Here is a 25,160-nt window from a genome sequence, read left to right on the forward strand (position 1 = left end):
GCAGAGTAAAATAAAAAATCGAAGTAAAAATGGGTCTGTAGATCAGTTGGTTAGATCGCACCCCTGATAAGGGTGAGGTCGGTGGTTCAAGTCCACCCAGACCCACCAATCCTACGGAATTCTTCAGAGGCTTATCCAGATTAAAGTGCTTTTGTTTTGAGGGTATTTTCATCTGGAGTAACCAGAGGTTCATTAAAAATTAGGGTAAATGAAGAGGTAACACAAGCGTACTTGTATTGAAGCAGTATGGACATATAGTTTGAGGTAATTGAGATTATATGGTCAAGAAGAGAAGCGCAAACGGTGGATGCCTTGGCAGTAAGAGGCGAAGAAGGACGTGGAATCCTGCGAAAAGCTCTGGTGAGCTGGAAACGAGCGTTTAACCAGAGATGTCCGAATGGGGGAACCCGGCCATGAGCAGTCATGGTCATCGTTAGCTGAATTCATAGGTTAACGAGGCGAACTCGGGGAACTGAAACATCTAAGTACCCGAAGGAAAAGAAATCAAGAGAGATTCTCCAAGTAGCGGCGAGCGAACGGGGAGGAGCCTGGTGTGATTTATAGTGTAAAGAAGTAGAACAACTTGGGAAGGTTGGCCATAGAGGGTGAAAGCCCCGTATATGCAGATTACATTAAGAACTAAGCACGCGAGCAAGTAGGCCGGGACACGTGAAATCCTGGTTGAATATGGGTGGACCATCATCCAAGGCTAAATACTACTTACTGACCGATAGTGAACCAGTACCGTGAGGGAAAGGCGAAAAGAACCCCGGAGAGGGGAGTGAAATAGAACCTGAAACCGTTTGCGTACAAGCAGTGGGAGCATGGCTTAGGCTGTGTGACTGCGTACCTTTTGTATAATGGGTCAGCGAGTTACTTTCAGTGGCGAGGTTAACTGAATAAGGAAGCCGTAGAGAAATCGAGTCTGAATAGGGCGCGAGTCGCTGTGAGTAGACCCGAAACCGGGCGATCTAGTCATGTGCAGGATGAAGGTTGGGTAACACCAACTGGAGGTCCGAACCGGGTAATGTTGAAAAATTATCGGATGACGTGTGACTAGGAGTGAAAGGCTAATCAAGCCCGGAGATAGCTGGTTCTCCCCGAAAGCTATTTAGGTAGCGCCTCGTGAATGATTGTTGGGGGTAGAGCACTGTTTCGGCTAGGGGGCTGTCATGGCTTACCAAACCGATGCAAACTCCGAATACCGGCTAATTGAATCACGGGAGACACACGGCGGGTGCTAACGTCCGTCGTGAAGAGGGAAACAACCCAGACCGCCAGCTAAGGTCCCAAAGTACTAGTTAAGTGGGAAACGATGTGGGAAGGCATAGACAGCCAGGAGGTTGGCTTAGAAGCAGCCACCCTTTAAAGAAAGCGTAATAGCTCACTGGTCGAGTCGGCCTGCGCGGAAGATGTAACGGGGCTAAAACTAGTCACCGAAGCTGCGGATGTGTACTAAGTACACGTGGTAGGGGAGCGTTCTGTAGGCTGAAGAAGGTGGATTGAGAAGTCTGCTGGAGGTATCAGAAGTGCGAATGCTGACATGAGTAACGATAATGAGGGTGAAAAGCCCTCACGCCGGAAGTCCCAGGTTTCCTGCACGACGTTAATCGGAGCAGGGTGAGTCGGCCCCTAAGGCGAGGCTGAAGAGCGTAGTCGATGGGAACCAGGTTAATATTCCTGGACTTTTTATAAGTGGTGAAGTGGGGACGAAGAAGGCTAGATGAGCCAGGCGTTGGTTGTCCTGGTATGTGCATGTAGGGGGATGGTTTAGGCAAATCCGGACCATTGTTAACTCTGAGGTGCGACATGGTGCTGACACTTCGGTGTACAGCGAAGTCATTGATGCCCGGCTTCCAGGAAAAGCTGCTAGCCATAACTTATAGAGAACCGTACCGCAAACCGACACAGGTGGACAGGTAGAGAATACTAAGGCGCTTGAGAGAACTCGGGTGAAGGAACTAGGCAAAATGGTACCGTAACTTCGGGAGAAGGTACGCCCTTTTTGGTGATACGCCTGCGCGTAGAGCTGGAGAGGGCCGCAGAGACCAGGTGGCTGCGACTGTTTATTAAAAACACAGCACTCTGCAAATTCGTAAGAAGACGTATAGGGTGTGACGCCTGCCCGGTGCCGGAAGGTTAATTGATGGGGTTATCTTCGGAGAAGCTCTTGATCGAAGCCCCGGTAAACGGCGGCCGTAACTATAACGGTCCTAAGGTAGCGAAATTCCTTGTCGGGTAAGTTCCGACCTGCACGAATGGCGTAACGATGGCCACACTGTCTCCACCCGAGACTCAGTGAAATTGAAATCGCTGTGAAGATGCAGTGTACCCGCGGCTAGACGGAAAGACCCCGTGAACCTTTACTATAGTTTTGCACTGGACTTTGATGATGACTGTGTAGGATAGGTGGGAGGCTAAGAAGTAGGCACGCTAGTGCTTATGGAGCCGACCTTGAAATACCACCCTGTTGTTATTGAGGTTCTAACTTAGTCCCGTAATCCGGGATGAGGACAGTGTATGATGGGTAGTTTGACTGGGGCGGTCTCCTCCCAAAGAGTAACGGAGGAGCACAAAGGTACCCTCGGTACGGTCGGACATCGTACCAAGAGTGTAAAGGCATAAGGGTGCTTGACTGCGAGAGCGACGGCTCGAGCAGGAACGAAAGTTGGTCTTAGTGATCCGGTGGTTCTGAATGGAAGGGCCATCGCTCAACGGATAAAAGGTACTCCGGGGATAACAGGCTGATACCGCCCAAGAGTTCATATCGACGGCGGTGTTTGGCACCTCGATGTCGGCTCATCACATCCTGGGGCTGAAGCAGGTCCCAAGGGTATGGCTGTTCGCCATTTAAAGTGGTACGCGAGCTGGGTTTAGAACGTCGTGAGACAGTTCGGTCCCTATCTGCCGTGGGCGTAGGAAAATTGAGAGGAGCTGCTCCTAGTACGAGAGGACCGGAGTGGACGAACCTCTGGTGTACCGGTTGTCACGCCAGTGGCATTGCCGGGTAGCTAAGTTCGGACGGGATAACCGCTGAAAGCATCTAAGCGGGAAGCCTCCCTCAAGATGAGTTTTCCCATGAAGCCCGTTGAAGACTACGACGTTGATAGGCAAGGTGTGGAAGCGCAGTAATGTGTGAAGCTAACTTGTACTAATTGGCTGATTGTCTTGACCATATAATCTGAGTTACTTCAGAGTGACTGATTGAATACAAGGGCATCTAGGTTGGGTAACCCTCAGCCTAAATGCTGAAATATATGTGAACTCTTTATTTACCTAATGCATGATTCGGGTATAATACGCCCATTGTTCATGCAAACCAGTTTTCCTGGCGACCATAGCGGTTTGGAACCACCTGATTCCATCTCGAACTCAGAAGTGAAACGAACCCGCGCCAATGATAGTGTGAGGTCTCCTCATGTGAAAGTAGGTCATCGCCAGGGTTTTATTCTTAGAAAGCGGCTTTAGAGCCGCTTTTTTTTTCAGCTTTATATTGCTATAAAAACTATAAATGATACGCAGTATTCAGGCCGTTTTCCTATGAGCATTGTGAATTGAGATAAATTCTTGCCTGCTTTTTAATTTAGTTTCCTATAGTTACTGTTATTTCTTGTAAAGTTTAATAATTGATTTTTATTTGACTTTAGTTTAAGTTAATCTTATTTAAGGATAGGTTGTAGTTTATGTTAGTCCAACGAATTTTGGATTTTATTCAAACTTTAGAAAGGGAAGGCAATCTCAGTTCATGTGATGCAAAGTTACATGAATGTCTTTTTGAGCGTTTTTCTAAACGAATAGCAGGTGACGATTTAACCCGTGATGACTTTTTTTACCTTCTTGCTTGCTATAAAAGCCGTTGGGAAGCAATTGTGGATCGTGACGATGATTACACACGTAATCCCTCGACTATTAATCAACACTGGATCGATTTGGCTAAAGAACTTGCTCCATTAGTGAAGATTAATTATTTAAAAATTCTGATACCAACTTTGGTAAATGAAAAAGATTTAAATGATTTTTCATCGCTTGATGAAACCGTAAATCTCTTTAACTTTTATCTAGGCCATGGCGAGAAGACTTTATATAGAAAATTGAGCTTTTGCAGGCACTTAGAAAGCTGGCAATTTGAGCTATCGACCTACAGAGCAGATAAAAAATTAAGTGTTGTTACGGTAGATGAATTGGCTCGTCTCAAATTATGCAAACAAACTTCACGAGAAGTAAGCGTAAATTCTGAACCATTCAAAAACTTTTGGGATCTTATGCGCAAAAAAGTCTTTGTTAGGTTAAGAAATCGGGGCCATATGCCTATAGCATTTTTGCCTCATTTACTGGAGTTAATCGAACAATACTATTCTTTAAAAGAGAGGGGTTTAGATTTTACACACTTCAAAAAAGAAATTAATAATCTTTTCCGACGCTTATATGATTATAATTTGGCTGATGTAAATTTCTTGTACGGCACGAAAATTGAGTATAAAGAAAATGAAGAATACCTGTTGGATTTATTTATCGCACTTCATACTGCGAATAGTTATGATGAGATAAATTATGAAATGCAAACGCTCGGTAAATGGCTATTTGCATTTAATTCAGATTTAAAAGCTACAAGTAAGGAATTACAACCTGTTTACCAGGATCGGGCCGAAAAAATTGCAGAAAAACCATTCATTAAAACAGATGCTTTTGTGAATTGCTGCAAGCTGCTTGTTTCTCTATTTACTACTCAATTTGAACTTTCGTTTTTTTTCACGCGGCAAACGCATAGTTTATGGGATAAAAAAGCCAACGTTTTTCCAGAGGCATATGGGATTTTTACGGTTTTGCTACCCCTTATCGCAGCAAATAAGCCTAAAGCTTTGGAAGACGCTTATGAAGAAATTATCCAGGATATTATTATTCCTGCACGTAGAGATAATAGTTTTTATACATGGTTTACTCGTTATCAACCGACAATTAAATGGTTGGAGCTTGTTCAAGATTGTAAGTTAAACGAACTTGGTGTTCATTGGTTTGAGCCCGAGTTGTTATTTAATGCATTGCAGCTTTTTGATACAAGAAATCCGTCAGTTCAAATGCGTATTAATCATTTATTAGATGACATCATTCAAACTTACGCTCAACACCAAAATGAGCTCATGAAGCAGTTTCGTGTTAATATCTTATTTACTGAATTTCTCAATGGATTAAGTGAATACCATTCTAAGCGATTATTAATTTTAATTAAATTATGTGATTTAGAAAGGGCAAAGTCCCAATTTCTCAGTAATTGCACCAAACATATCAATGCACAAATAGCTCAATTGAGTCAAAGTACTGAAAGTTCATCGTTATGCTTTTTCTCTCGTATCCGTAATAAATCAGAAAGGGTAGATTTATTTAAATTGCCCGAAAAAGCAAAAGATGTTGAATCAATGATTGTTGAGTATAAAACTCAATTATCTGATCTCTCTGTTGAACCCAGGAAAGCAGAGAATATAAGTACCTACTTATTTAAAATAGGCCAACCTATTTTAACTGTAACGCAAAAGGAAAAGGCTAAGAATAGCGGCAGACCCATTCTTGATTATATAGGTCAATATACGTAACGATTTTAAAGTTCTAAATGGAATAATGGTGAGCAGGCAGTTAACTTGCCATTATAGATTTTTGCTTTACATCCGGGACTCAAATGGTCAGTGTTGGGCTGCAAGAAGGTTTTATTTAGTATATTGTGCGCAAAGCTTGATAAAATTTTCGTATCGTTTTTCTGAAATCAAGCCGTCATTTTTTGCTTTAATAATGGCACAATGCGGGGTGTCTTTATGGGTGCAATTACGAAATTTGCATTGCGGCAAGTAGGGTCTAAACTCAGGGTAACCGCGCACGATTTCAGCAGTATCTATATGCCATAAGCTAAATTCCCTTACTCCAGGAGAGTCAATTAAAGCCCCGCCACTAGGTAAATGGTAGTAGCGAGAATTGCTCGTAGTATGCCGACCTAATTCTGATATTTCAGAAATTTCATTAATTGAGATATTTTGTTCGTGAGGCAGGATGCTCGAAATAAGCGAAGATTTACCTACCCCAGATTGACCTACAAAAACACTGATTTGATGATTTAATCTATGTTTGAGTTGCTCTAAGCCCTTAGGAGAGTGTTTATTAGTCAGTAGAATGGGATAATTAAGATTTCCATAGTCTAGAAGTAATTGTTCTTTAAGCGATTCACAGGGTAAGTCAGTTTTATTTAATAAAATTATTGCCTGCAAGTGCAGGGTTTCCGCCATAACTAAATAGCTATCAAGCAATGGCCAGGATATTTCTGGTTTTGGTGCGATGACGACTATGAGTTGTGTGATATTAGCAGCAACAGGTTTTATCAGCCCTGAACTGGTTGGTTTTGCCAAGACACTGCTTCGTGGATATAGGCTGACTACTACACCTTGATTAACGCCCTCTGCTTGCCAAATTACCCTATCCCCGGCTACTACTGTTTCCAGATTAGGTCTGATGGAACAATGAATCTGTTTACCCTGATTGTCTTCGACTACAACGTGCTTGCTAAAGCGAGTAATAACTAAACCATCAACCAGATCACCATCACTTTTTTTATTTTCATGATAATTTTGTTGAATTTTTTCAATACGGGCAGATTGTTGTTTAGTAATACGTCTTTTACTCATGGTTCTGATCTATATTATAATTATTAAAAATATCCTTAGCTCAGAGAGAAAGCCAGAGCTAAATAATCAATACAGTATGAAGGTAAATTAAATTTAATGAAAGTCTACTTGGTGGGTGGTGCTGTTCGTGATCAATTATTAAATCTTCCAGTAAAAGAGCGCGACTGGGTTGTTGTTGGTTCTAGTTCGGATGAATTATTGGCAAAAGGATTCAGAAAAGTTGGCCGTGATTTTCCAGTTTTTTTGCATCCTAAGACCAGTGAGGAATATGCTTTAGCACGAACCGAAAGAAAATCAGCTTCTGGATATTATGGTTTTTCCTGTGATTTTGATAAAACTGTAACTTTGGAAGAGGATTTAGTACGTCGTGATTTAACAATTAATGCAATAGCTCAAGATGAAGAAGGGCAGCTCATTGATCCCTTCAATGGCAAAAAGGATATAGAGGCTAAGTTACTCCGTCATGTATCTCCAGCTTTTGTAGAAGATCCTGTACGTGTGCTGCGTGTTGCTCGTTTCGCCGCACGCTTTCATCATTTAGGTTTTAAATTAGCTGATGAAACACGTGCATTGATGTATACCATGGTTCAACGAGGTGAATTGGCTCATTTGGTGCCCGAACGTGTTTGGCAAGAATGGCAAAAAAGTCTGGGGGAAAAAAATCCAGAACAATTTATTGCTACCTTGCGTTCCTGTGATGCATTGCGTGTTATTTTGCCTGAGCTTGATGCACTGTTTGGTATCCCTAATCCTTATCGCTACCATCATGAAGTAGATACTGGAATTCATACTTTGCTGGTTTTACACGCTGCAGTGACTTTAACTGCAGATCCTGTGATACGTTTTGCTGCATTAGTTCATGATTTAGGTAAGGCTTTATCACCAGCAAACAATTGGCCAAGCCATCATGGCCATGAAGAACGAGGTGTTCCTATTATTGAGGCTTTGTGTTCTCGTTTACGGATTCCCAATGATTATCGTACTCTCGCAACTATGGTTTCACGATTTCATTTGAATATTCATCGTTTATCTGAGTTGCAAGCCAGTACCATTGTAAGACTTTTAGAACAATGTGATGCATTCCGCCGCCCACAACTCTTTTATAATATGTTAATTGCTTGTGAATCTGACGCAAAAGGCTGTGGCCGAGATATTGAGTACCGGCAGAGTAAATTATGGAGTTACTTGCTCACTGAGTGTGCTAAAGTGAATAGCCAAGCGATTATTGCTGAAGGTTATAAGGATGATGCAATTAAACAAGCCTTGCATCAAAGACGAGTGGCTTGTGTAGAACTGATACTAAACTCCTGGAAGACAAATGAAAAATAATCAAAATTTAATTTGGATAGATTTGGAAATGACAGGACTTGAGCCTGAAAAAGATAGGATCATTGAGCTTGCTACGGTGGTAACTGATCCCCATTTAAATATAATTGCTGAAGGACCAGTCTTTGCTATTTCTCAACCTAAAGTGTTGCTGGATGGAATGGATTCCTGGAATACCAGACAACATGGACAATCTGGTTTAGTCAATCGAGTTTTGCAAAGTCAAATCAGTGAGGCGCAAGCAGAGCAATTAACCATTGAATTTCTAAAGCAGTATTTGGATAAAGGTAAATCGCCAATGTGCGGTAACAGTATATGTCAGGACAGGCGATTTTTGTATAAATACATGCCAGATCTTGCTGCATTTTTTCATTACCGAAATTTGGATGTGAGTACATTAAAAGAATTGGCCATACGTTGGAGACCTGAATTGCTAAATGGGGTGGTTAAAGAATCAAAACACCTTGCATTAGACGATATTAAAGATTCCATTGCAGAATTAGTATATTATCGTCACCATTTTATAAATTTGCCGGATGTAACAAAATGACACAAAGAGAGCGATTAGAACTACCTAACAGTGCAGATAAATTGTTATTGCATTCATGTTGTGCACCCTGCTCTGGTGAGGTTATGGAAGCGCTTATCAGTTCAGAAATTAATTTCACTATCTTTTTTTATAATCCGAACATTCACCCTGTTCAAGAATATGAAATCAGAAAAAATGAAAATATTAATTTTGCACAAAAACACAATATTCCATTTATTGATGCGGACTATGACAAAGATAATTGGTTTGCTCGGGCTAAGGGTTTGGAGTGGGAACCTGAGCGTGGTAAACGATGCACCATGTGTTTTGATATGCGTTTTGAACGCACAGCATTATATGCTCACGAACATGGTTTTCCTGTGATCAGCAGTTCTTTGGGAATTTCACGCTGGAAAGATATGAATCAAATTAATGATTGCGGCATTCGAGCTGCGAGCAAATATCCCAATCTGGAGTATTGGACTTATAATTGGCGCAAAAATGGGGGTTCAGAACGCATGTATGAAATTGCCAAGCGCGAAAAATTTTATAAACAAGAATATTGTGGATGTGTGTATTCTTTACGCGATACAAATGCTTGGCGTAAACAAAAAGAGCGTAATCGAATAAAAATCGGCATTAATTATTATTCGGAAGAGCAAAAAGATGAAGGAGCGTTATGAGTACGCACTCACATGGTGGTGGTTCACATCATCATCACGGGCAACAGCATACTGCTACGTATAATAAAGCGTTTATTATTTCCATAATAGCCAATGGCCTTTTTGTACTCATACAAATTGTTTTTGCCTACTTATCTAATTCGACCAGTTTGTTGGCCGATGCGTTTCACAATTTGGGTGATGTTTTAGGTTTAATTTTAGCCTGGATTGCTACAGTACTTATGAAACGCGCACCTACGATGAAAGCAACTTATGGTTTAAAAAAAATATCCATTCTCTCCGCGTTGGCAAATGGGATTTTGTTAGTCTTTACTTGTGGAATTATTGCCACCGATGCTGTTTATAAATTATTTTCACCATCAGAGGTCCAGGCTTTATCCGTGATGATTGTCGCAGGTATAGGTATTGTAATTAATTCAACCACTGCTTTATTGTTTGCTCATGGTTCTGAGGACTTAAATATTAGAGGAGCTTATTTACATTTATTTTATGATGCCTTAGTTTCAGTTGGCGTGGTTTTGTCAGCGGCATTATTGTATTGGACTGGTTGGCTTTGGATAGATCCTGTAGTCGGTTTGTTGATTGCATTAATTATGCTTAAGGGCACCTGGAGTTTATTTGCAGGGAGTTTCAGATTAATTATAGATGGCGTGCCAGACAATATTTCCTGGACGGCTGTGAGCGATTTTCTATTAAACAAACCGGGTGTAAAAGGATTCCATGATTTACATATTTGGGCACTTAGTACTCAGGAAAATGCGATGTCAGTCCATTTACACATGCCTGATGAAGAACTTTCTGATGCATTAAGGGCAGAATGGGTTAAACAATTACGTCATGAATTTAATATTCAACATGTAACAATTCAAGTAGAAAAAACTAAGACAGATTGTAATGATGCATGTCATCAACCAAAGTTCTTATAGATAAGTATCAGAGGTCATTGCTGGCTTTCAGCTTGAGATATCATTACTTTTTTAATTTGTTTAATCTGTAGACTCCAACGTCCCGCGGCTTGTCCGCAGGATCCAGAGATATACAAAATTGCAAGGTATTTTTGTTATTTCAAGATCATAGTGGATCCCGCGGACAAGCTGCGGGACGTAGGGGATGGAGAAATTTAGCCTTAAAAGGTGAGAGTACCTCAGGCTGAAAACCCAGTTTCTTTTGGGTGCCAAAGTATTTTTCTTTAAGTTGATGCCCTAGGCTCAGCACTTACGATATAAATTTAGGTTTCTTTGGTGATTAACTCTAATCCTTGCTTATAACTTTTACATGCGAGTGATTCTTCGCCAAGCTTTTCATGCAACTGTCCTTGAATTTTGTAGGCTAAAGAGCTAGGTTCGATCTCATTTGATTTTTCAATATAATATTTGGCTTTGCCCCACAGTTGTTGTTTCATACAGATTTGCCCTAAACATAAATAAAGTGCTGCTGAATGCGTATTTTTTTTGAGTAATCCCTCAGCAAAAGCCAATTGCTTTTCATTAGATGGTAATGCGCTATAAAGTCCAATCAATTGGGGGTTAAGATCTTTACGCAATGCACGTTGCAGCAGATTACTCGCGGTAGTATAGTCCCCTTTTTTTAATAAGAAACGTACATATTCTGCGATAATATTGGGCTCATTAGCCAAAGGTTTAGGAATTGAATGAAAAAAAGCATCCACAACTTCTGCTTGATTTTGCTTTACCAGGTCAATAAGCCTTTGTAAATAAGCATTATATTGTAATAACTCAAATTCCTGTTGATTCACAACCTGATGCTTTTTTAAATCAGGCAAAATAGTTATAAGTTGCGGCCAGTCTTTTACTTCTTGATAAAGCTGCATGATTAGTTTTAAAACGTAAGGATGGCGTGGTGCTATATCATGTAAATGTTTTAAGGTCGCCAGGGCTTGTTCCCATTGATGGTTTGCCAGTTGCAACTCTGCTTGCGTTAATTCAACAGCAATTTTAGCTTCTGGCATTGAGTGCTGGGCTTCACGCAAATAGTCATCACGTAATTGATTGTCCCCCATTTTTTGCGCTGCTCGAGCTGCTGTTAAATAATTGAGTAGCGGCGTATCGGTATTAGGTAATGCCTGAATCAAATGATTTTTTGCTTTTAACCAATATCCCTCACTGTATTCAATTAAACCTTTTCGAGTAATTGCTTGTGCTTTTTGCGCCAGTCGTTTCGAATGCCATTGAGTTAATGCACTTGGGGTATGCGAAATCTTTTGACATAAGCGAAGAAGAAAATACAAAACAATAAATAAAATAATAATACCAAAGACAGCTACCCAGACGGTTGTTTCAATGGTCCAATGGTTGATTGCAATTAATACATAGCCTGGATCTTTATTAAGTTGAACTCCTAAAGCTACAGCACCGAGTAAAATCAAAAAAGCAAAGAGAAGACGCATCATTATTGATTTCCTCCTTGTTCGCTATTTATGGATTGGTTTGCTGAAGTTTTTTGGGTATCAATCAATTCATTGAGCATAGGAAGTGCAGAGCCTATACGGGGTCTTTTTTGAGTGATATTTGTTTGTTGCAACTCAGTGAGTTTTTTGATTAAAGCGGCCGTGTTTGGCGTATTTGCATTAAAGTTCGTTTTAAGACTGTCAATTGCCTGTTTTAGAACCAGTTGATAAACAAAAGGTTCATTATTTAGAATTGCCCATTGTGCTTCTTGAAGATTAAGCCGGAGTTTTTCCTTAAGTATGGCTTCGAATGCGGGGGATATAAGTGGTTTAATTTCCTGCTTATGACGTCGGATCACAACAAGTTTTTCCAGTACATTCATACTGTTTTGTAAGCGAGTGCGCCAAGTGGGTGAGTTATTTGCTGGCGATGTTGTATTTTCTGTTGAAGTTACCTTTTCACTTACCGGTAATGGAACACCCAAATTATTAATGCTGCTTTGTGCTGCATCCAGTTGGCTAAGCAATCCAGCAATATCCACAGAGGGTAGGGCCTGGGTTTGGGCTATATCTTTAGCGACTGCCTGCCGTATATCCAAAATTTTAGGACCATTTAATTGTTTTAAGAGCTGATCTGCTTGTCTTAACAATGCTATTGTGGAGTCCGCTCCGTTACTCCAATGTGCATTGATTTGCGCTAATTCAAGGTAGTAACGTGCTTTAAGAAGAAGCCAGTCCTGATTTTGATAGAACTGTTGGTTCATTGCATTTTGTAATTGTTTGCTTAAATTTTCAAATTTGGTTTGTAATTGTTTTTGTATTTCTTCAGCATTATTTGTTTTTGCATTGATCAGCTCTTGAGCTTGATCTTGTTTTTGTTCTAGTTGTTGTAGGTGTGTGGAAAAATTATTTTGCACTTCACTTAATTGATCGTGCAATTGTTTGTTCAGAAAAAAGGTATATGCAGCGAGGCCAAGCGCGACGAAAGCAATAAGGCAGCTTAATACAAATATTAGATATTTATTTTTACAAACAGGGGAATTACTTTTGGGTTTCGTCTTTTCAGTAGGTGTCGCGTTGACTGCTTTTTTTGCTTTTTGTATTTGTTCTTCTTTGCCGCTTGCCATAAATTAATCCTTGTTTCTATAGTCAAACAATGTATTCATTACCCGATTAGGAGTGCATACTCTAATATTTCTTATTTTCATTGAAGAGGCAATTTGAGCCAGCCGCTCACTAATTATTAGCCATTTTTTATTGCGAAGCCAATCATGGGCTTCTTTATCAAACAGTTTAAAAAGGTTATGCAAAGACTGTTCGCTTGTTAACAGTATAATGTCCACTAAATCATCGCGCCATATCGATTCAATAAATTGACGGCTTATTTGAGGAATAACCCTTTGATATACTTTGAGAGTAATCAGTTTGGCTCCTCTTTGCATCAATTGTTCCTCAATGAGAGGTCTACCTCCCTCACCCTTAAATAGTAGCACGTTTTGTTTTTCTGGTTGTTGTAATGTTTTTAATGCCAACAAATGTTCACTGTCAGGCACCTCAGGAACTGCACTCACACGTATGCCGAATTTTTGCAGTGCCGCTGCACTACCTTGACCGATTGCAATGACTTGAATCGAAGATGGCCATTTAATATGTCGCTGGTTTAATTGAGTAAAACAATAATAAACCGCATTCGCGCTAATAAAAATGGCTTGATCCACTTTTTCTAAATTAGGTAATGAATTGATCCAATTGCTGTTTGCTGCTTCAATTTTTAAAGTTGGTAGTTCAATTGCTACTCCTCCTGCCGCACGAATACTTTGGCTCAATTGACGTGCTTGCTCTCGTGGGCGAGTATTTAAAATGCATAAACCGTGAAGTGAGCTGCTCATCGTGGAACTGATGCAAGAAGGTTTGCTGCACCTTGTGCCAGCAAGGATTGAGCACAACGCTCAGCCATGCTGGTCGCTTGCTCTATTGGGCCGGTTTGCGTACTTGTGATGATTTGTGATCCATCAAGGGTTAAAATTTTCGCGTGCAAAGAAAGTTGCTTGTTCTCTATTGGAGCGCAAAAAACTGCTAAAGGCACATGACAATTACCGCCAAGAAGAGCGTTAACTCTTCGTTCTGCGTGGACACAAATAGAAGATATGGGATCATTGAGTTCCGTAATGAGCGTTTGGATTTCATGATCATCGCTTCTGCATTCGATTGCTAAGGCGCCTTGACCGCACGCAGGAAGCATAATTTGTGCTGATAATTGTTCGGTTATGACATCAGTGAATCCCATACGCTCAAGGCCCGCAGCAGCAAGGATAATTGCGTGATACTCTCCTGATTTGAGTTTTTCAAGTCTCGTATTAATATTACCTCGTAAGGATTTAACATTTAAATCTGGTCTGTAAGCTAATAATTGCGATTGTCGTCTAAGGCTTGATGTACCAACAATAGATTGGGCAGGCAGCGTTTGCAACTCGTTGTATTGGTAGCTGACTAAGACATCGAAAGGATTGTCTCTTTTACAGATCGCGGCCAAGTTCAGGCCTTCAGGAAATTCCGCGGGCATATCTTTTGAAGAATGAACGGCAAAATCAGCTCTTTTATCCAATAATGCTTCTTCTAATTCTTTCACAAATAATCCCTTGCCCCCAACAGCCAGAAGCTTATCTTTGAGAAATTTATCTCCAGAGGTAGTCATGGGTAATAATTCAATCTGCAGATTCGGCCATTTATTTAATAATAAATCTCGAACATGATTGGCTTGCCATAAAGCAAGTGGGCTTTGACGCGTTGCTATACGTAATGTTCTTGAGACCATAGAATACCGCATTTTGGAACGAATGCAGTATCATACTATGTTCATTATAAGGATGCACGCACAGAACGAGCGATAAAAGCATCCTAAGAGGCTACATCATGAGTCTGGATTTTTTAGTTGCACCCAATCCTCGGGGGTATGGCGACGCTTTAGCCTGGCTGCAGAACATGAATATTATTTACAGCTGTCATAAAGAGCATAAGGTTTTTGTTTATAATAAGCCCAGTAACGGTCTCCATAAGACCAATGCCAGTATTCATTGCGATAATTAACGAAACCAACAGCCTCCAAGGCTTGACTCATGATTTTGCGGTTTTGCTTTGCTTCTTCGCTAATAATCTCTGAGGCAGTTAGTGAAAGAGAGCCATCTAAATCCTCCATCCAATCTTTGGGATGAATTCCCATTTCAATGGCCTCTCTTTGCTCATTGATTAAATATACATCAATTGCCGCGCCCGTTGAGTGCGGCGGGATATTGGGCGAACCGTCTTGATTAATTACTGGGGAAACCATGCGTGTTGTTTCAGTGAAAACCTGTTCATATGACCATTCAGGATGTTTGTTCTTAACTTTCTCATAACGTGTGTCAAAGAGCGATTTTTGTAATGTCAGACTCCGATAACTTTCATACAAACAAAAACGCAATCCTTTAGGCAACAAGAATTGGGCTTGTTTTAATTTCTCATAAACCGTGTTTCGCATTTTTGTGTAATCAGTATTGTTTGGTATTTCCGGAGATGGACCATAGCTAATTTCTTGAAGACCCACTAAATCAACCATAGGCTCGTGATTATCCATCACCGGAATAGTGACTATTTTCCGATCTGCAATGAGCAAAATTGAGTCCAACTCAATGTAATCTGACATTTAAGGTCCTTATAACATTACTTATTTTTTTGCCATTGATGCGAAGAAATCTACTGCATTTTTTCTTATTTCCTCATCGGTTAGATCTCGAGTATGCGTGGCAATCATCCAGGAATAGCCAAAAGGATCTTTAATATGTCCGGCACGATCTCCCCAGAACATATCAGCTACAGGCATTGTTATTTGGCCACCGGCAGCTACCGCCTGTTGGAAAACGGAGTCTACGTCAGCAACATAAATAAAAAAACCGATTGGCGAGTTGCCAAGGGTCTCCGCGCTTTTGGTACAATTGTCTCCTTCCATTTCATCACCTATCATCATCATGGAGCTGCCAATCTGGAGGTGGGCATGCATAATACCTTTTCCATCCAAAGAGGGGAAAACATGCAGTGCTTTGGCATCAAATGCTTTTTTATAAAACTCAATCGCTTTCGCACAATCTTTAAAAGTCAAAGTCGGAGTTACAGTATGAAAGCCTTCAGGAATTGCTTGGACCATGTTTTATCTCCATAAAATTTTGGCTAGAAGAGCCATTAGACCTCTTTCCAAACTCTGCTGAGGAAGTGCCTTGTTTCGTCGATACGGTGCTCAAATCCTTATGTACTTGTGTGTACATTCCGGTTCTCTGCTTCGTGTCCCCCCAGCGAGTTTGGAAAGAAGTCTATTATAATCTTATGAGAACAAAATGATAGGGTCTGTTTCCATTCTACTGTCTTGGGCCAAACTATCCTGATTTTTTGTGCTGCTATGCTCGCATACTCCATGTATGCTGGGCAACGGTACTCTCGAAAATCTGACCATTTGGCTCCAGCTCAATGCAAACAGATCCTGGTTTTTAATCGTGCTGGAAAAAAAATTCACTTCTAGGTATCATGTCAAATTATTATCAGACAGGGTAAATGGATCTGATTATTGAACATAAATCAGCACTTTTTGCCTATTTGTCACGCATAAAGCGCTGGATATGGTCATTTTGATTTTATTTATCATCCTAGCTAGATACGTTTACCCTGTATTCTCATGAGGTGTCTGGGCATGAAGTTGCAGTTTTTGATATCATTGTTTTGTTGTTCATTTGCTCTGTATGCAAGTGATGAATTGCAGCAACGAGAAATTCAATTAAGAATTCAACCAGTAGGAACAGTTACTGTACAAGGCCAGGCTCAAGATAATAAAGCAATGAGTAATGCCGCGACAAAAACAGAGCCCGGACAAGAAACATACCAACAATATTGTATTGTATGTCATCGAGATGGTCTCGCGGGGGCGCCAAAGTTCAGAAATGAACAGGATTGGAAACCGCGTTTATCAGGGAGAGAATTAAATGATTTGCTTGCTTCTTCAATTAAAGGTTTGAATGCCATGCCTTCAAAAGGAACATGTATTAAATGCAGTGATGATGATCTTAAAGCGGCTATATCCTATATGTTGCCAAAATCATGAGAAAAATTACTTATAGAAAAATTCAAACCTTTAATGCAATGCTGACTTTGTTTGTATTGTTTGCTTCTTTTTATTTTCAATATGTGGTTGGCCTCACGCCATGTCCTTTATGCATCATGCAGCGTGTCTGTGTTTTTTTGTTGTTGGCCGTTATGGGGTTAAGCTTTCGAACTTTAAAGAGGGCGCGTATTATCAGTTTGCTGCAAATCATCATTGCCTGTGCCGGACTCTATTTTGCTTTACGCCAACTATGGTTGCAGTCTTTACCAGCAGGTGAAGCGCCTGCCTGTATGCCAGGACTGGATATTCTAATTCGTTATTTTCCCTGGCAAACGGTATTAAAAACTTTGTTTTGGGGAACAGGGGATTGTGCTGAAGTCAGTTGGCAAATGTTAGGAATCTCGATGCCGGGATGGTGTGCTTTGTACTTTTTATTCATGGCTCTCATGGGATGTTTTTTGTTTTGGAACACTCGAAAAAGCGTGCTTCATATATGATAATTTATAATCTCTGGGTGCTTTGTAGCCTGAGCCCATTTCGTTTTGTCCAGGCCATCATCAGTATTTAAATTGTTGTTGAGGTATTGAACTGCAGATTTCGCCCAACAGTGCCTTCGTGTTCTTCCACTGCTTGCGATAAATGAGACCGGGACTGATTTTTTTCCGGATAAGCGAAACGAAGCATCTGATTTTTAAAATGAGCGATGCGAGCAGCTGATTCTGGTGATTGCGGTAAGCTGATTTTCTGCACTAGTTCCAATAAAACATGACGTGGTTGATGACAGACGATCAACATATCGCAACCGGCTTTAAGCGCTTCCTCTGCGCGAGTCATTAAATTGCCTATATCAGCACCTGTCATACTCAGGCAATCACTTAGAATTAAACCTTTAAATTCCAATTCATGGCGTAAAATCTTTTGCAGCCAAATTGTTGAAAAACCAGCTGGCTTATCTGCATCAATTGTTTTATAAGTTACGTGAGCGGGCATCACAGCGCTCAGTAAGCCTTTCTGGATAAGCTCGATAAAAGGCTTCAAATCTTTAATTTTCAATTCATCCATCGAAGCAAGAGAAACAGGCATCGCAGTATGTGAATCAGTACCAATGGAACCATGGCCGGGAAAATGTTTGGCAACCGCAGGCATCCCTGCGGCATTCATGCCTTCAATAAAAGCACTTGCCAAAGCAATAATGACCTCAGGATTAGAGTGAAAAGCGCGATCCAAACGTGCAATGACAGGACTTCTATCATGGAGATCAAGGACCGGAGCAAGACTTAAATCAACACCAAACGCTAATAGATCTTTAGCCATAATTTCGCCATATTGTCTCGCAAGACGGATGCCCACTTCCGGGCTTAGATCATATACATCGCCATAAACGCGAGGAGCAGGCAGGGCGCGAAATCCCTGGCGCAGAAAACGTTGCACAAAACCACCCTCATGATCGGTCGTTATAAAAATACCAGGATTGATTTCGCGGATTTCATGAATTAAGTGTTCCAACTGCAGTGGATTTGTAAAGTTACGAGTGAAAAGAATCACGGAGCCGACATTAGGATGTTTTACAATTTCCCGTTCAAGATCTGAAAGTTCAGTATTTTCGATATCAATCATGAATAAATGAGAATTTGAACTGGACATATAATGTGTATCCTTTTTAGAGTTTGGATGAATAAGACCATGCTTCCTCGGTTTTTTGCCGATGATATCATAGATTAGATTTCTTTCGAAACTTTACTGTAGCGGCAATGGCCTTGTCGATGCAGCGAATCCTCTTTTCTCCTATTTGGGGAGTCCTCAAGCATAACGCGCGGTACGTAGGGGGGTAAATTTCGCGGGGATCGCTCAGGGATAAGCCGTGGGGTGTAGGTATCAAGAGACTGCTCAGGTGACTGCAAATATATGCCAATTTTTTCTCCTCGCACTTTACTCACTACAGTGAGTTGAGAAAGAAGTCTATTGATTCATGATTCACATGACTAACGCTGGTAATCTGAGTTTGACTTAGCTATCATCGGCTTTTTTGAACTATTTTTAGCAAATGAAAACCTTTTCTTGTGACGTGTTGTATAAGCACTCAGCTACCCAGGCACGGGTGACACGTGTCACTACTGCTCATGGTGAATTTATTACACCAGTTTTTATGCCGGTTGGTACACGTGCCGGTGTCAATAATATGACCCCTGTGGAATTGCGTGATGCACACAGTCAAATCATTTTAGGAGGTAATACTTATCATATGTTGTGTGCCCCAGGCATGGAAGTCATCGAAAAAGCAGGCGGTATGCATCCTTTTATGGGGTGGCACGGACCTATGTTAACGGATAGTGGTGGCTTTCAAGTTTTTAGTTTGTCCAAGAATAAAGAAATCTGTACTATTGATGAGGAGGGGGCGCATTTTAGGTTGCCAGGCAGTGAGCGATTAATTCACATGACCCCGGAAATGTCTTTGGAAACCCAAAAAATTATTGGTGCCGATATTATTATGGCTTTTGATCAGTGCACTCCAGACAGTTGTACTAAAGATGAAGTAAGTCATATCATGACGCGTACGCATCGTTGGTTAAAACAATCCATGCAATACCATCAACAATATCCCAACTCGCGATATGGTTATGAGCAAGCGCTTTTTGGTATTATTCAAGGGGGTACTTTTAAAGATTTACGCCGTGAAAGTGCGGATTTTGTATCTTCCATGAATACTGAAGGCATTGCAATTGGCGGTGAAACCATCGGTTTTGATATGAAAACCACTGTTGAAGTTATCCGATGGGTACGCGATTACCTACCAGAGAATAAACCGCGGTATACCATGGGCGTTGGCATGTCGCCCCAAGACCTTTTAGACGTCGTTGCCGAAGGAATTGATATGTTCGATTGTGTTGCTCCTACACGTAATGCACGGCATGGGTCTTTATATTGTGGTGAGTTAATTCGCGAAGGTAATTGGTTACGTTTTGCCAGTGAGTATGAGAGTGAACGAATTCAAATAAAAAAATCATGTTTTGCTGATGATATGTCGCCAATTATGGCACAATGTTCGTGTTATACTTGCCTTAATTATTCACGGTCTTATTTGCATCAACTAGCAAAACAAAAAACAAATTTATTTACCGCATTAGCAAGTATTCATAATGTTCATGTAATGCACGATGTTTGTGATAAAATGCGTGAGTTGATAATGAGTGAACGTTCGAACTAAAAGGCAGCCATGCCATTTACGTCGCATAACGCGTGTTATCCTGTAAAAAGCAAAGTCTTTTTATATGCAGAACCATCAATTAATTTAAAAAATGACAGGAGATATAATGGTTGTAATTAGCACATCTAAAGGTGATATTCATCTACAGTTAGATACAGAAAATACTCCGACTACAGCAGAAAATTTTCTTAAATATGTGCGCAGTGGTTTCTATAATAATACAATTTTCCATCGTGTTATTGCCGGTTTTATGATTCAAGGCGGTGGGCTTGATTCAAATATGAAACAAAAATCGACTAACGAACCGATTAAGAATGAAGCAAAGAATGCGAAACCAAATAAACGCGGTACTATCGCAATGGCACGAACTATGGATCCGCATTCTGCAACGGCACAATTTTTTATTAATGTTGCTGATAATGCATTTTTAAATTACAGCGGCGAACACATGCAAGGATATGGATATTGTGTATTTGGCGAAGTGGTTGAAGGTATGGATGTTGTAGATGCTATTGCCAAAGTAAAAACTGGACAAAGCATGGGACATGCTGATGTACCCGTTGAAGAAGTGAGTATTCTTGAAGTTAAAGAAATTTAAGTGTGCTTAACTATCTCGCCTACTCTCCACGACTTGTCCCTGAGAGAACCACGCGAAATTTTATCCCCCCTACGTACCGCGCTTTATGCGCAGTATCCAGAGGATGTTTATTAAGGCACAAAAGGTTCTGATTAGGATGGGCCATTGTTCTGTATACTGCGTATAAAGCGCGGTACGTAGAACGTTGAGTATCGTTTATTTAAAAACATAAAGTGACATTCAAGTTTCGCGTGGATCGCTCAGGGCATGTCCGCGGGGTTCAGTGTTTTAGCGCAGATCTTTGGATCCTGCAGCAGATAATCCCGCGAACAAGTCATGGGGGCGGAACGTAGGAACAACCTCTGGGTTTTTCAGAGATGTGTAGAAGATTCAGATGAAAGCAACCAGGCATTCTAGGATTTCCTTCTGCGTTTTTTGATGCTTTCCGAATAATCAAATATCGGTATTTCAATATGGAAAAAAATGGCTAATAGGCGCGTGGTAAAAATACTGATTAGTGTGATGATTACATTAATATTTTCCGAAATATGAAAATAGTCGAGCGTGATAAACAGTACTGCGCCAGCCAAAGCAATGACGGCATAAAGCTCCTTTCTTAATACCAATGGAATATCATTGCATAAAATATCTCGTAACATCCCCCCACAAATACCGGTGATCATCCCGCTAATGACGGCAATGCTTGGTGATAAACCATGATTTAGTGCTTTTTGAGTGCCGATGATCACAAAAGTAGATAGTCCCAGTGCATCAAGGATTAAAAATATTTTCATGATTCGAATCAATGAGTGTGCAATAAATATGGTGAGGAAAGCAAATAATGATGTATAAAGTAAGTATTCAGGATGAATTACCCAGGTCAGAGGATACGTGTTAAATAGAGCATCCCGTACAGTACCGCCGCCTAATGCAGCAATGCAGGCAATCAGCATGACACCAAAAAAATCCATTTTTTTGCGACCGGCAGCTAATGCGCCTGTGATCGCTTCAACACAAATACCTATGATGAAAAGACAATGGAGTAACATATAAGCTCAGTGTGTTTTTAAAATGCAATAATACCACTATTAGGTCAATGGTGAAATATGTTGTTAGGTAACGCTAATCTTGAGAGAAGAGTTGAGGCTTTATGAGCCTGCATAGGACAAGTTTGGTATTACACTCCCTGTGAATAACTAAAATGTTTCACTGTAGATAAAGCCAAGTCAATGATTTTTTTAGACTGTTCTTCATCTGCATTAATTAGGCTGACATCATTGATTAATTCCATTAAAAAATTAGGTATCTCCTGCTCCAGTAGCGTTCCGTTATAAAGACATGATGCTTTGGTGAAAATATAGTGAAGCAGATTTTTATTAATTGATATTTTTTTTGGGGTAATTCCCTGATCATTATGGGAGTCCCCAAATAATAACCATCCTGGTGAAACATGAATTTTTACTGCGATTTCTCTTAATTTAACAGGATCAGGAATGGCCTCACCGCGGAGATACTTACGACAAATTTGTACTGAATAGCCTGTAATTTCCGACAGCTTATGGATGCAGACACCAGAAGTAGAGCGTTGCGAATTAAATCCTGCCGCGATCATTGCATCACGCAAACGGTCAGCGAACTGTTTTGCTAGGTTAACTTTTTCCATGATGATCCAAGCCAAGTTTTAAGGATATGAAGTATAACAAATCGATATAAATTATGCAAAAAACGGATTTTTAGAAACTAAAAGTTTCTATTAGAAATTATTTGTTGACTTTAGAAACTAAAAAATTATAATGTCGCCGAACCCCAAAGGAAAAGGGGTTCTACTAGCCTTAAATAAAGGTAATTCGTGATATACGATGGAACACATATCACATATAGTACAGTCCAATAAAAAAAGTGGCATACTCATAGCGGTAACCTCGCAATATCATGGCTTGAATGGTTCCCCTCTATTCGAGCCTTTCTAGCAAACTCAAAAGAGAGAGCCATTCCAAGCGAATCTGGGCTGCAAAAAGTAATTCGTTAGAGTGTGTTTTATCTTTGAAGGTCACGAAAAGTTATTGAAGTCGCGACTCCTGGCCATATTTTGTATTTTTAAAATTATGTGAATTTTCTTTATTATCCTGTAACTAGGTAGTTTGAATATTGATAATGAAGGAAAGAAAAATGCTGGAATTACTGAAGATGGCTTAATGATTACATTTCCATTTTTTTGTTTCTTTGATTAGTCAGGTCTCGTAGACAAGATGAACGAGTGTTAATACGGATAAAAAATAAACTTTGATTCCTTTTAAATGTCTTTGAGCAGATTAACCAATAAATTAATTGAGTTAGCCAGAATTATTTGTTCCTTTTCATCTAAAGAACGAAGATTTTCATTAAGGCGATTATGTAAAAGGTAGGGGGCGGCACGAACAAAATCTTTTCCCTTTTCGGTGATATCAATATAAATAATACGACGATCCTTACGGTCTCGTGTACGAAGAACAAATTCTTTTTCTTCCAAGCGATCGATCACACCCACTAAGGTGCTCATAGATAAATACACTTTTTTAGATAAGCTAGAGATGGTCATAATTCCATTTTCATAAATTTCATACAAACATGCGATTTGCGGTATGGTTAAACCATAACATTTATTTAAACGTCTGGAGTGAAAATCCATTTGCTGCATGATTTTGCGCAAGGCAAGAATAATACTTTTAGAACGCAGTTCAGATTGTGTTTGCAGATCAATCTTTTGATCCGTTTGATTCTTTTCAATAGTGCTCATGGATGGTCTTATAAAAAATTCAAGGTTGAAATTGAATGCGTTAACCATTAGTATCTGAAATGATTTGTATACGAATCATTTCATCAGATATGAATGTTTAAGGGTATATTTATTGTACATCACTATTAAATCTAACTATATAGAGCTCCTCAAAAATATGCGAAGAGGAGACTTTCCCATGCTATTTCCAATAATAAAAAGAAGGATTAACTATGCAAAGTCAATTCAACGAATCCTTATCAACGCAACATCCAGATACTACTCAATCATTAGCGGCTTCAGAAGATGAAATTCTTTTTAACAGTAATGGAATATTAACTTTGGGTGTAGAAATAGAACTACAACTCATTGATGCTGAAACCTACAATTTATGCTCTCGAGCAGAAGATGTTTTAAATGCTGTGTCTCATCTTGAGAAGATCAAGCCGGAATTCTATTTAAGTACTATTGAAGTAAATACATCCAAATGCAGTTTGGTGCAAGAAGTTGAAGACGATCTTTATGCAACACTTTTTGAGCTTCAGCATGTTACGAAAAAATTGGGCATTTTACTGGCAACAACGGGCTCTCATCCTTTCTCAAAATATGCCGATTGGGTCATCTCGCCGACAGCTCGTTATCAAGATTTAATTGATCGCAATCAATGGCTTACACGTCGTATGAGCGTATATGGCTTGCATGTGCATCTAGGTATGTCGAGCGGGGAAGAGTGCATACGGTTTAATAATTTTTTCATGTATTTTTTGCCTCATCTATTGGCGTTGTCTTCCAGCTCTCCTTTTTGGCAAGGAATTGACACGGGACTTGCTTCGTGTCGCCCTACTACTTATGAGGCTCTTCCTACAGCAGGCCAGCCCTATCATGTTCGTTCATGGCAGGATTTTGAATACTTGTATAAGACGCTTAGATCATGTGGTTCTATAAAATCACTTAAAGATTTATGGTGGGACCTAAGACCAAGTCCTGGTTTTGGGACTCTGGAACTTCGTGTATGTGATGGCGCGGCAACACTTGCGGAAACATTGGCGCTCGTTGCATTGATTCATGTTCTTGCTCATTGGTTTGCCGATAATGGGAGTTGGCTTGAATCAGTTGCCTACCCTCCTTATTGGCTTGCTCGGGAAAATAAATGGAGGGCGATTCGTTATGGTTTGGATGCTGAATTAGTCATGAATACGGATGGTAAAATCAAATTAATGCGCGACGATTTGCAGGAGTGGTTTGAGAAATTAAAGCCATACATCGAGCAACTTGATTATCAAACCTATTTTACAACGCTTCAGGCTATTATGGATTCAGGAACAAGCTCCGAACGACAACGGAAAGTATTTGCCTATAACAATTGTTTTAAAGAGGTGGTGAAACATAATGTAAGCGAGTTTTTACTGCAAGTACCACTCTATAGACGTGAACTGGCGATTTCTTGAAAGAAAAATAATTAAAGCGAGCAAAGTAGTTGAGCCTAGTGGGCAACCCGCAAAACCTGCTGGATTTTTAAATTTTTGCTTACCGCAGAGATGAATACTGCAATCATAAAAAAATTTAAAAGACCGGTGTCTGCAGCGCCATTAAATGCCACTACGTATTCAATTGCTTTTTCTAGGTTAAATGATTGCTTTGTAATGCCACCTTATTATATACTTCATCCCAATGTATATGCAGGTCGTTTTATAGGCACGTAGCTCAGTGGTAGAGCACCACCTTGACATGGTGGTGGTCGGTGGTTCGATCCCACTCGTGCCTACCATGCAAATAAATCGTATTCCAGGAGCGCCCGCTTTCACTTGGGATGATGATTGACTCCTCTTAAATTAAGTTTTAAGCCCTGCCATGCAGGGTTTTTTTTTGAAAAGAAGTGCTTACGGAT

General features: G+C 40.2%; 21 protein-coding genes, 2 tRNA genes and 2 rRNA genes. 14 read left to right on the forward strand and 11 right to left on the reverse strand.

Annotation, left to right across the window (positions count from 1 at the left end):
• Window positions 1–31: 31 nt before the first annotated feature.
• The 4 genes from DY223_RS01335 (at window position 32) to DY223_RS01350 (ending at window position 5,588) form a co-directional block, all read left to right on the forward strand.
• A tRNA-Ile gene (locus DY223_RS01335) sits at window positions 32–108 on the forward strand.
• Between the two features lie 172 nt (window positions 109–280).
• Window positions 281–3,176, forward strand: a 23S ribosomal RNA gene (locus DY223_RS01340).
• A 151-nt stretch (window positions 3,177–3,327) separates the two neighbouring features.
• A 5S ribosomal RNA gene (rrf, locus tag DY223_RS01345) occupies window positions 3,328–3,443 on the forward strand.
• 240 nt (window positions 3,444–3,683) lie between these two features.
• Window positions 3,684–5,588, forward strand: a complete 1,905-nt coding sequence (locus DY223_RS01350; protein ID WP_058457958.1) for a hypothetical protein — start codon at window positions 3,684–3,686, stop codon at window positions 5,586–5,588.
• Between the two features lie 111 nt (window positions 5,589–5,699).
• Here DY223_RS01350 and rsgA read toward each other — a convergent pair whose 3' ends face one another.
• Window positions 5,700–6,665, reverse strand: coding sequence for a small ribosomal subunit biogenesis GTPase RsgA (rsgA, locus tag DY223_RS01355; protein ID WP_058457959.1), 966 nt, complete (start codon window positions 6,663–6,665; stop codon window positions 5,700–5,702).
• A 96-nt stretch (window positions 6,666–6,761) separates the two neighbouring features.
• Between rsgA and DY223_RS01360 the strand changes: the two genes are divergently transcribed.
• Genes DY223_RS01360 through DY223_RS01375 form a run of 4 tightly spaced genes read left to right on the forward strand, consistent with a single transcriptional unit; the run spans window position 6,762 to window position 10,129 of the window.
• On the forward strand, window positions 6,762–7,994 hold the full coding sequence (locus tag DY223_RS01360; RefSeq protein ID WP_058457960.1) for a multifunctional CCA addition/repair protein: 1,233 nt from the start codon (window positions 6,762–6,764) through the stop codon (window positions 7,992–7,994).
• Window positions 7,984–8,541 (forward strand): oligoribonuclease, encoded by a 558-nt coding sequence (gene orn, locus DY223_RS01365; protein WP_058457961.1) that lies wholly within the window; start codon window positions 7,984–7,986, stop codon window positions 8,539–8,541. The genes DY223_RS01360 and orn overlap by 11 nt, the downstream gene beginning before the upstream one ends.
• On the forward strand, window positions 8,538–9,203 hold the full coding sequence (locus DY223_RS01370) for an epoxyqueuosine reductase QueH (RefSeq protein WP_058457962.1): 666 nt from the start codon (window positions 8,538–8,540) through the stop codon (window positions 9,201–9,203). The genes orn and DY223_RS01370 overlap by 4 nt, the downstream gene beginning before the upstream one ends.
• A complete protein-coding gene (locus DY223_RS01375) occupies window positions 9,200–10,129 on the forward strand; it encodes a cation diffusion facilitator family transporter (RefSeq protein WP_058457963.1) in 930 nt (309 codons plus the stop codon). Before DY223_RS01370 ends, DY223_RS01375 begins: the two co-directional genes overlap by 4 nt.
• Before the next feature lie 302 nt (window positions 10,130–10,431).
• On the opposite strand, the gene DY223_RS01380 is transcribed toward DY223_RS01375, so the two are convergent.
• The 6 genes from DY223_RS01380 to DY223_RS01405 form a co-directional block, all read right to left on the reverse strand.
• Window positions 10,432–11,613 carry a heme biosynthesis HemY N-terminal domain-containing protein gene (locus DY223_RS01380; protein ID WP_058457964.1) on the reverse strand — a complete coding sequence of 394 codons (1,182 nt, stop codon included), beginning with the start codon at window positions 11,611–11,613 and terminating at the stop codon, window positions 10,432–10,434.
• Complete coding sequence (locus DY223_RS01385; protein ID WP_058457965.1) at window positions 11,613–12,737, reverse strand: uroporphyrinogen-III C-methyltransferase; 1,125 nt, start codon at window positions 12,735–12,737, stop codon at window positions 11,613–11,615. The genes DY223_RS01380 and DY223_RS01385 overlap by 1 nt, the downstream gene beginning before the upstream one ends.
• A gap of 3 nt (window positions 12,738–12,740) precedes the next feature.
• A complete protein-coding gene (locus tag DY223_RS01390) occupies window positions 12,741–13,499 on the reverse strand; it encodes a uroporphyrinogen-III synthase (protein WP_058457966.1) in 759 nt (252 codons plus the stop codon).
• A complete protein-coding gene (gene hemC, locus DY223_RS01395; protein WP_058457967.1) occupies window positions 13,496–14,425 on the reverse strand; it encodes a hydroxymethylbilane synthase in 930 nt (309 codons plus the stop codon). Before hemC ends, DY223_RS01390 begins: the two co-directional genes overlap by 4 nt.
• A 174-nt stretch (window positions 14,426–14,599) precedes the next feature.
• Entirely contained in the window at window positions 14,600–15,292 is a 693-nt protein-coding gene (locus DY223_RS01400) for a M15 family metallopeptidase (RefSeq protein ID WP_058457968.1), read from the reverse strand.
• A gap of 21 nt (window positions 15,293–15,313) precedes the next feature.
• Window positions 15,314–15,790 (reverse strand): VOC family protein, encoded by a 477-nt coding sequence (locus tag DY223_RS01405; protein ID WP_058457969.1) that lies wholly within the window; start codon window positions 15,788–15,790, stop codon window positions 15,314–15,316.
• Window positions 15,791–16,327: 537 nt separating this feature from the next.
• Here DY223_RS01405 and DY223_RS01410 point away from each other — a divergent pair.
• Both DY223_RS01410 and DY223_RS01415 read left to right on the forward strand, forming a co-directional pair.
• Window positions 16,328–16,735, forward strand: coding sequence for a c-type cytochrome (locus DY223_RS01410; protein ID WP_058457970.1), 408 nt, complete (start codon window positions 16,328–16,330; stop codon window positions 16,733–16,735).
• Window positions 16,732–17,232 carry a disulfide bond formation protein B gene (locus DY223_RS01415; RefSeq protein ID WP_058457971.1) on the forward strand — a complete coding sequence of 167 codons (501 nt, stop codon included), beginning with the start codon at window positions 16,732–16,734 and terminating at the stop codon, window positions 17,230–17,232. The genes DY223_RS01410 and DY223_RS01415 overlap by 4 nt, the downstream gene beginning before the upstream one ends.
• A 67-nt stretch (window positions 17,233–17,299) precedes the next feature.
• Here the strand turns inward: DY223_RS01415 and nagZ are convergent, their stop codons facing one another.
• The gene (nagZ, locus tag DY223_RS01420) at window positions 17,300–18,379 is read right to left on the reverse strand and encodes a beta-N-acetylhexosaminidase (protein WP_058457972.1); all 1,080 of its coding nucleotides are present in this window, start codon (window positions 18,377–18,379) and stop codon (window positions 17,300–17,302) included.
• Between the two features lie 400 nt (window positions 18,380–18,779).
• Here nagZ and tgt point away from each other — a divergent pair, with 400 nt between their 5' ends.
• Window positions 18,780–19,940, forward strand: a complete 1,161-nt coding sequence (tgt, locus tag DY223_RS01425; protein ID WP_058457973.1) for a tRNA guanosine(34) transglycosylase Tgt — start codon at window positions 18,780–18,782, stop codon at window positions 19,938–19,940.
• A gap of 106 nt (window positions 19,941–20,046) precedes the next feature.
• Window positions 20,047–20,538, forward strand: a complete 492-nt coding sequence (locus DY223_RS01430) for a peptidylprolyl isomerase (protein ID WP_058457974.1) — start codon at window positions 20,047–20,049, stop codon at window positions 20,536–20,538.
• Window positions 20,539–20,930: 392 nt separating this feature from the next.
• On the opposite strand, the gene DY223_RS01435 is transcribed toward DY223_RS01430, so the two are convergent.
• The 3 genes from DY223_RS01435 to DY223_RS01445 form a co-directional block, all read right to left on the reverse strand.
• On the reverse strand, window positions 20,931–21,566 hold the full coding sequence (locus DY223_RS01435) for a trimeric intracellular cation channel family protein (RefSeq protein WP_058457975.1): 636 nt from the start codon (window positions 21,564–21,566) through the stop codon (window positions 20,931–20,933).
• A gap of 128 nt (window positions 21,567–21,694) precedes the next feature.
• A complete protein-coding gene (locus DY223_RS01440) occupies window positions 21,695–22,180 on the reverse strand; it encodes a helix-turn-helix domain-containing protein (RefSeq protein WP_058457976.1) in 486 nt (161 codons plus the stop codon).
• A gap of 630 nt (window positions 22,181–22,810) precedes the next feature.
• Window positions 22,811–23,293, reverse strand: a complete 483-nt coding sequence (locus tag DY223_RS01445) for a MarR family winged helix-turn-helix transcriptional regulator (protein ID WP_058457977.1) — start codon at window positions 23,291–23,293, stop codon at window positions 22,811–22,813.
• Window positions 23,294–23,505: 212 nt separating this feature from the next.
• Here DY223_RS01445 and DY223_RS01450 point away from each other — a divergent pair, with 212 nt between their 5' ends.
• Both DY223_RS01450 and DY223_RS01455 read left to right on the forward strand, forming a co-directional pair.
• Entirely contained in the window at window positions 23,506–24,720 is a 1,215-nt protein-coding gene (locus tag DY223_RS01450) for a carboxylate-amine ligase (RefSeq protein ID WP_058457978.1), read from the forward strand.
• A gap of 245 nt (window positions 24,721–24,965) precedes the next feature.
• A tRNA-Val gene (locus DY223_RS01455) sits at window positions 24,966–25,040 on the forward strand.
• Window positions 25,041–25,160: the final 120 nt, after the last annotated feature.

The organism is Legionella bozemanae, from assembly GCF_900450575.1.
Classification (GTDB): domain Bacteria; phylum Pseudomonadota; class Gammaproteobacteria; order Legionellales; family Legionellaceae; genus Legionella; species Legionella bozemanae.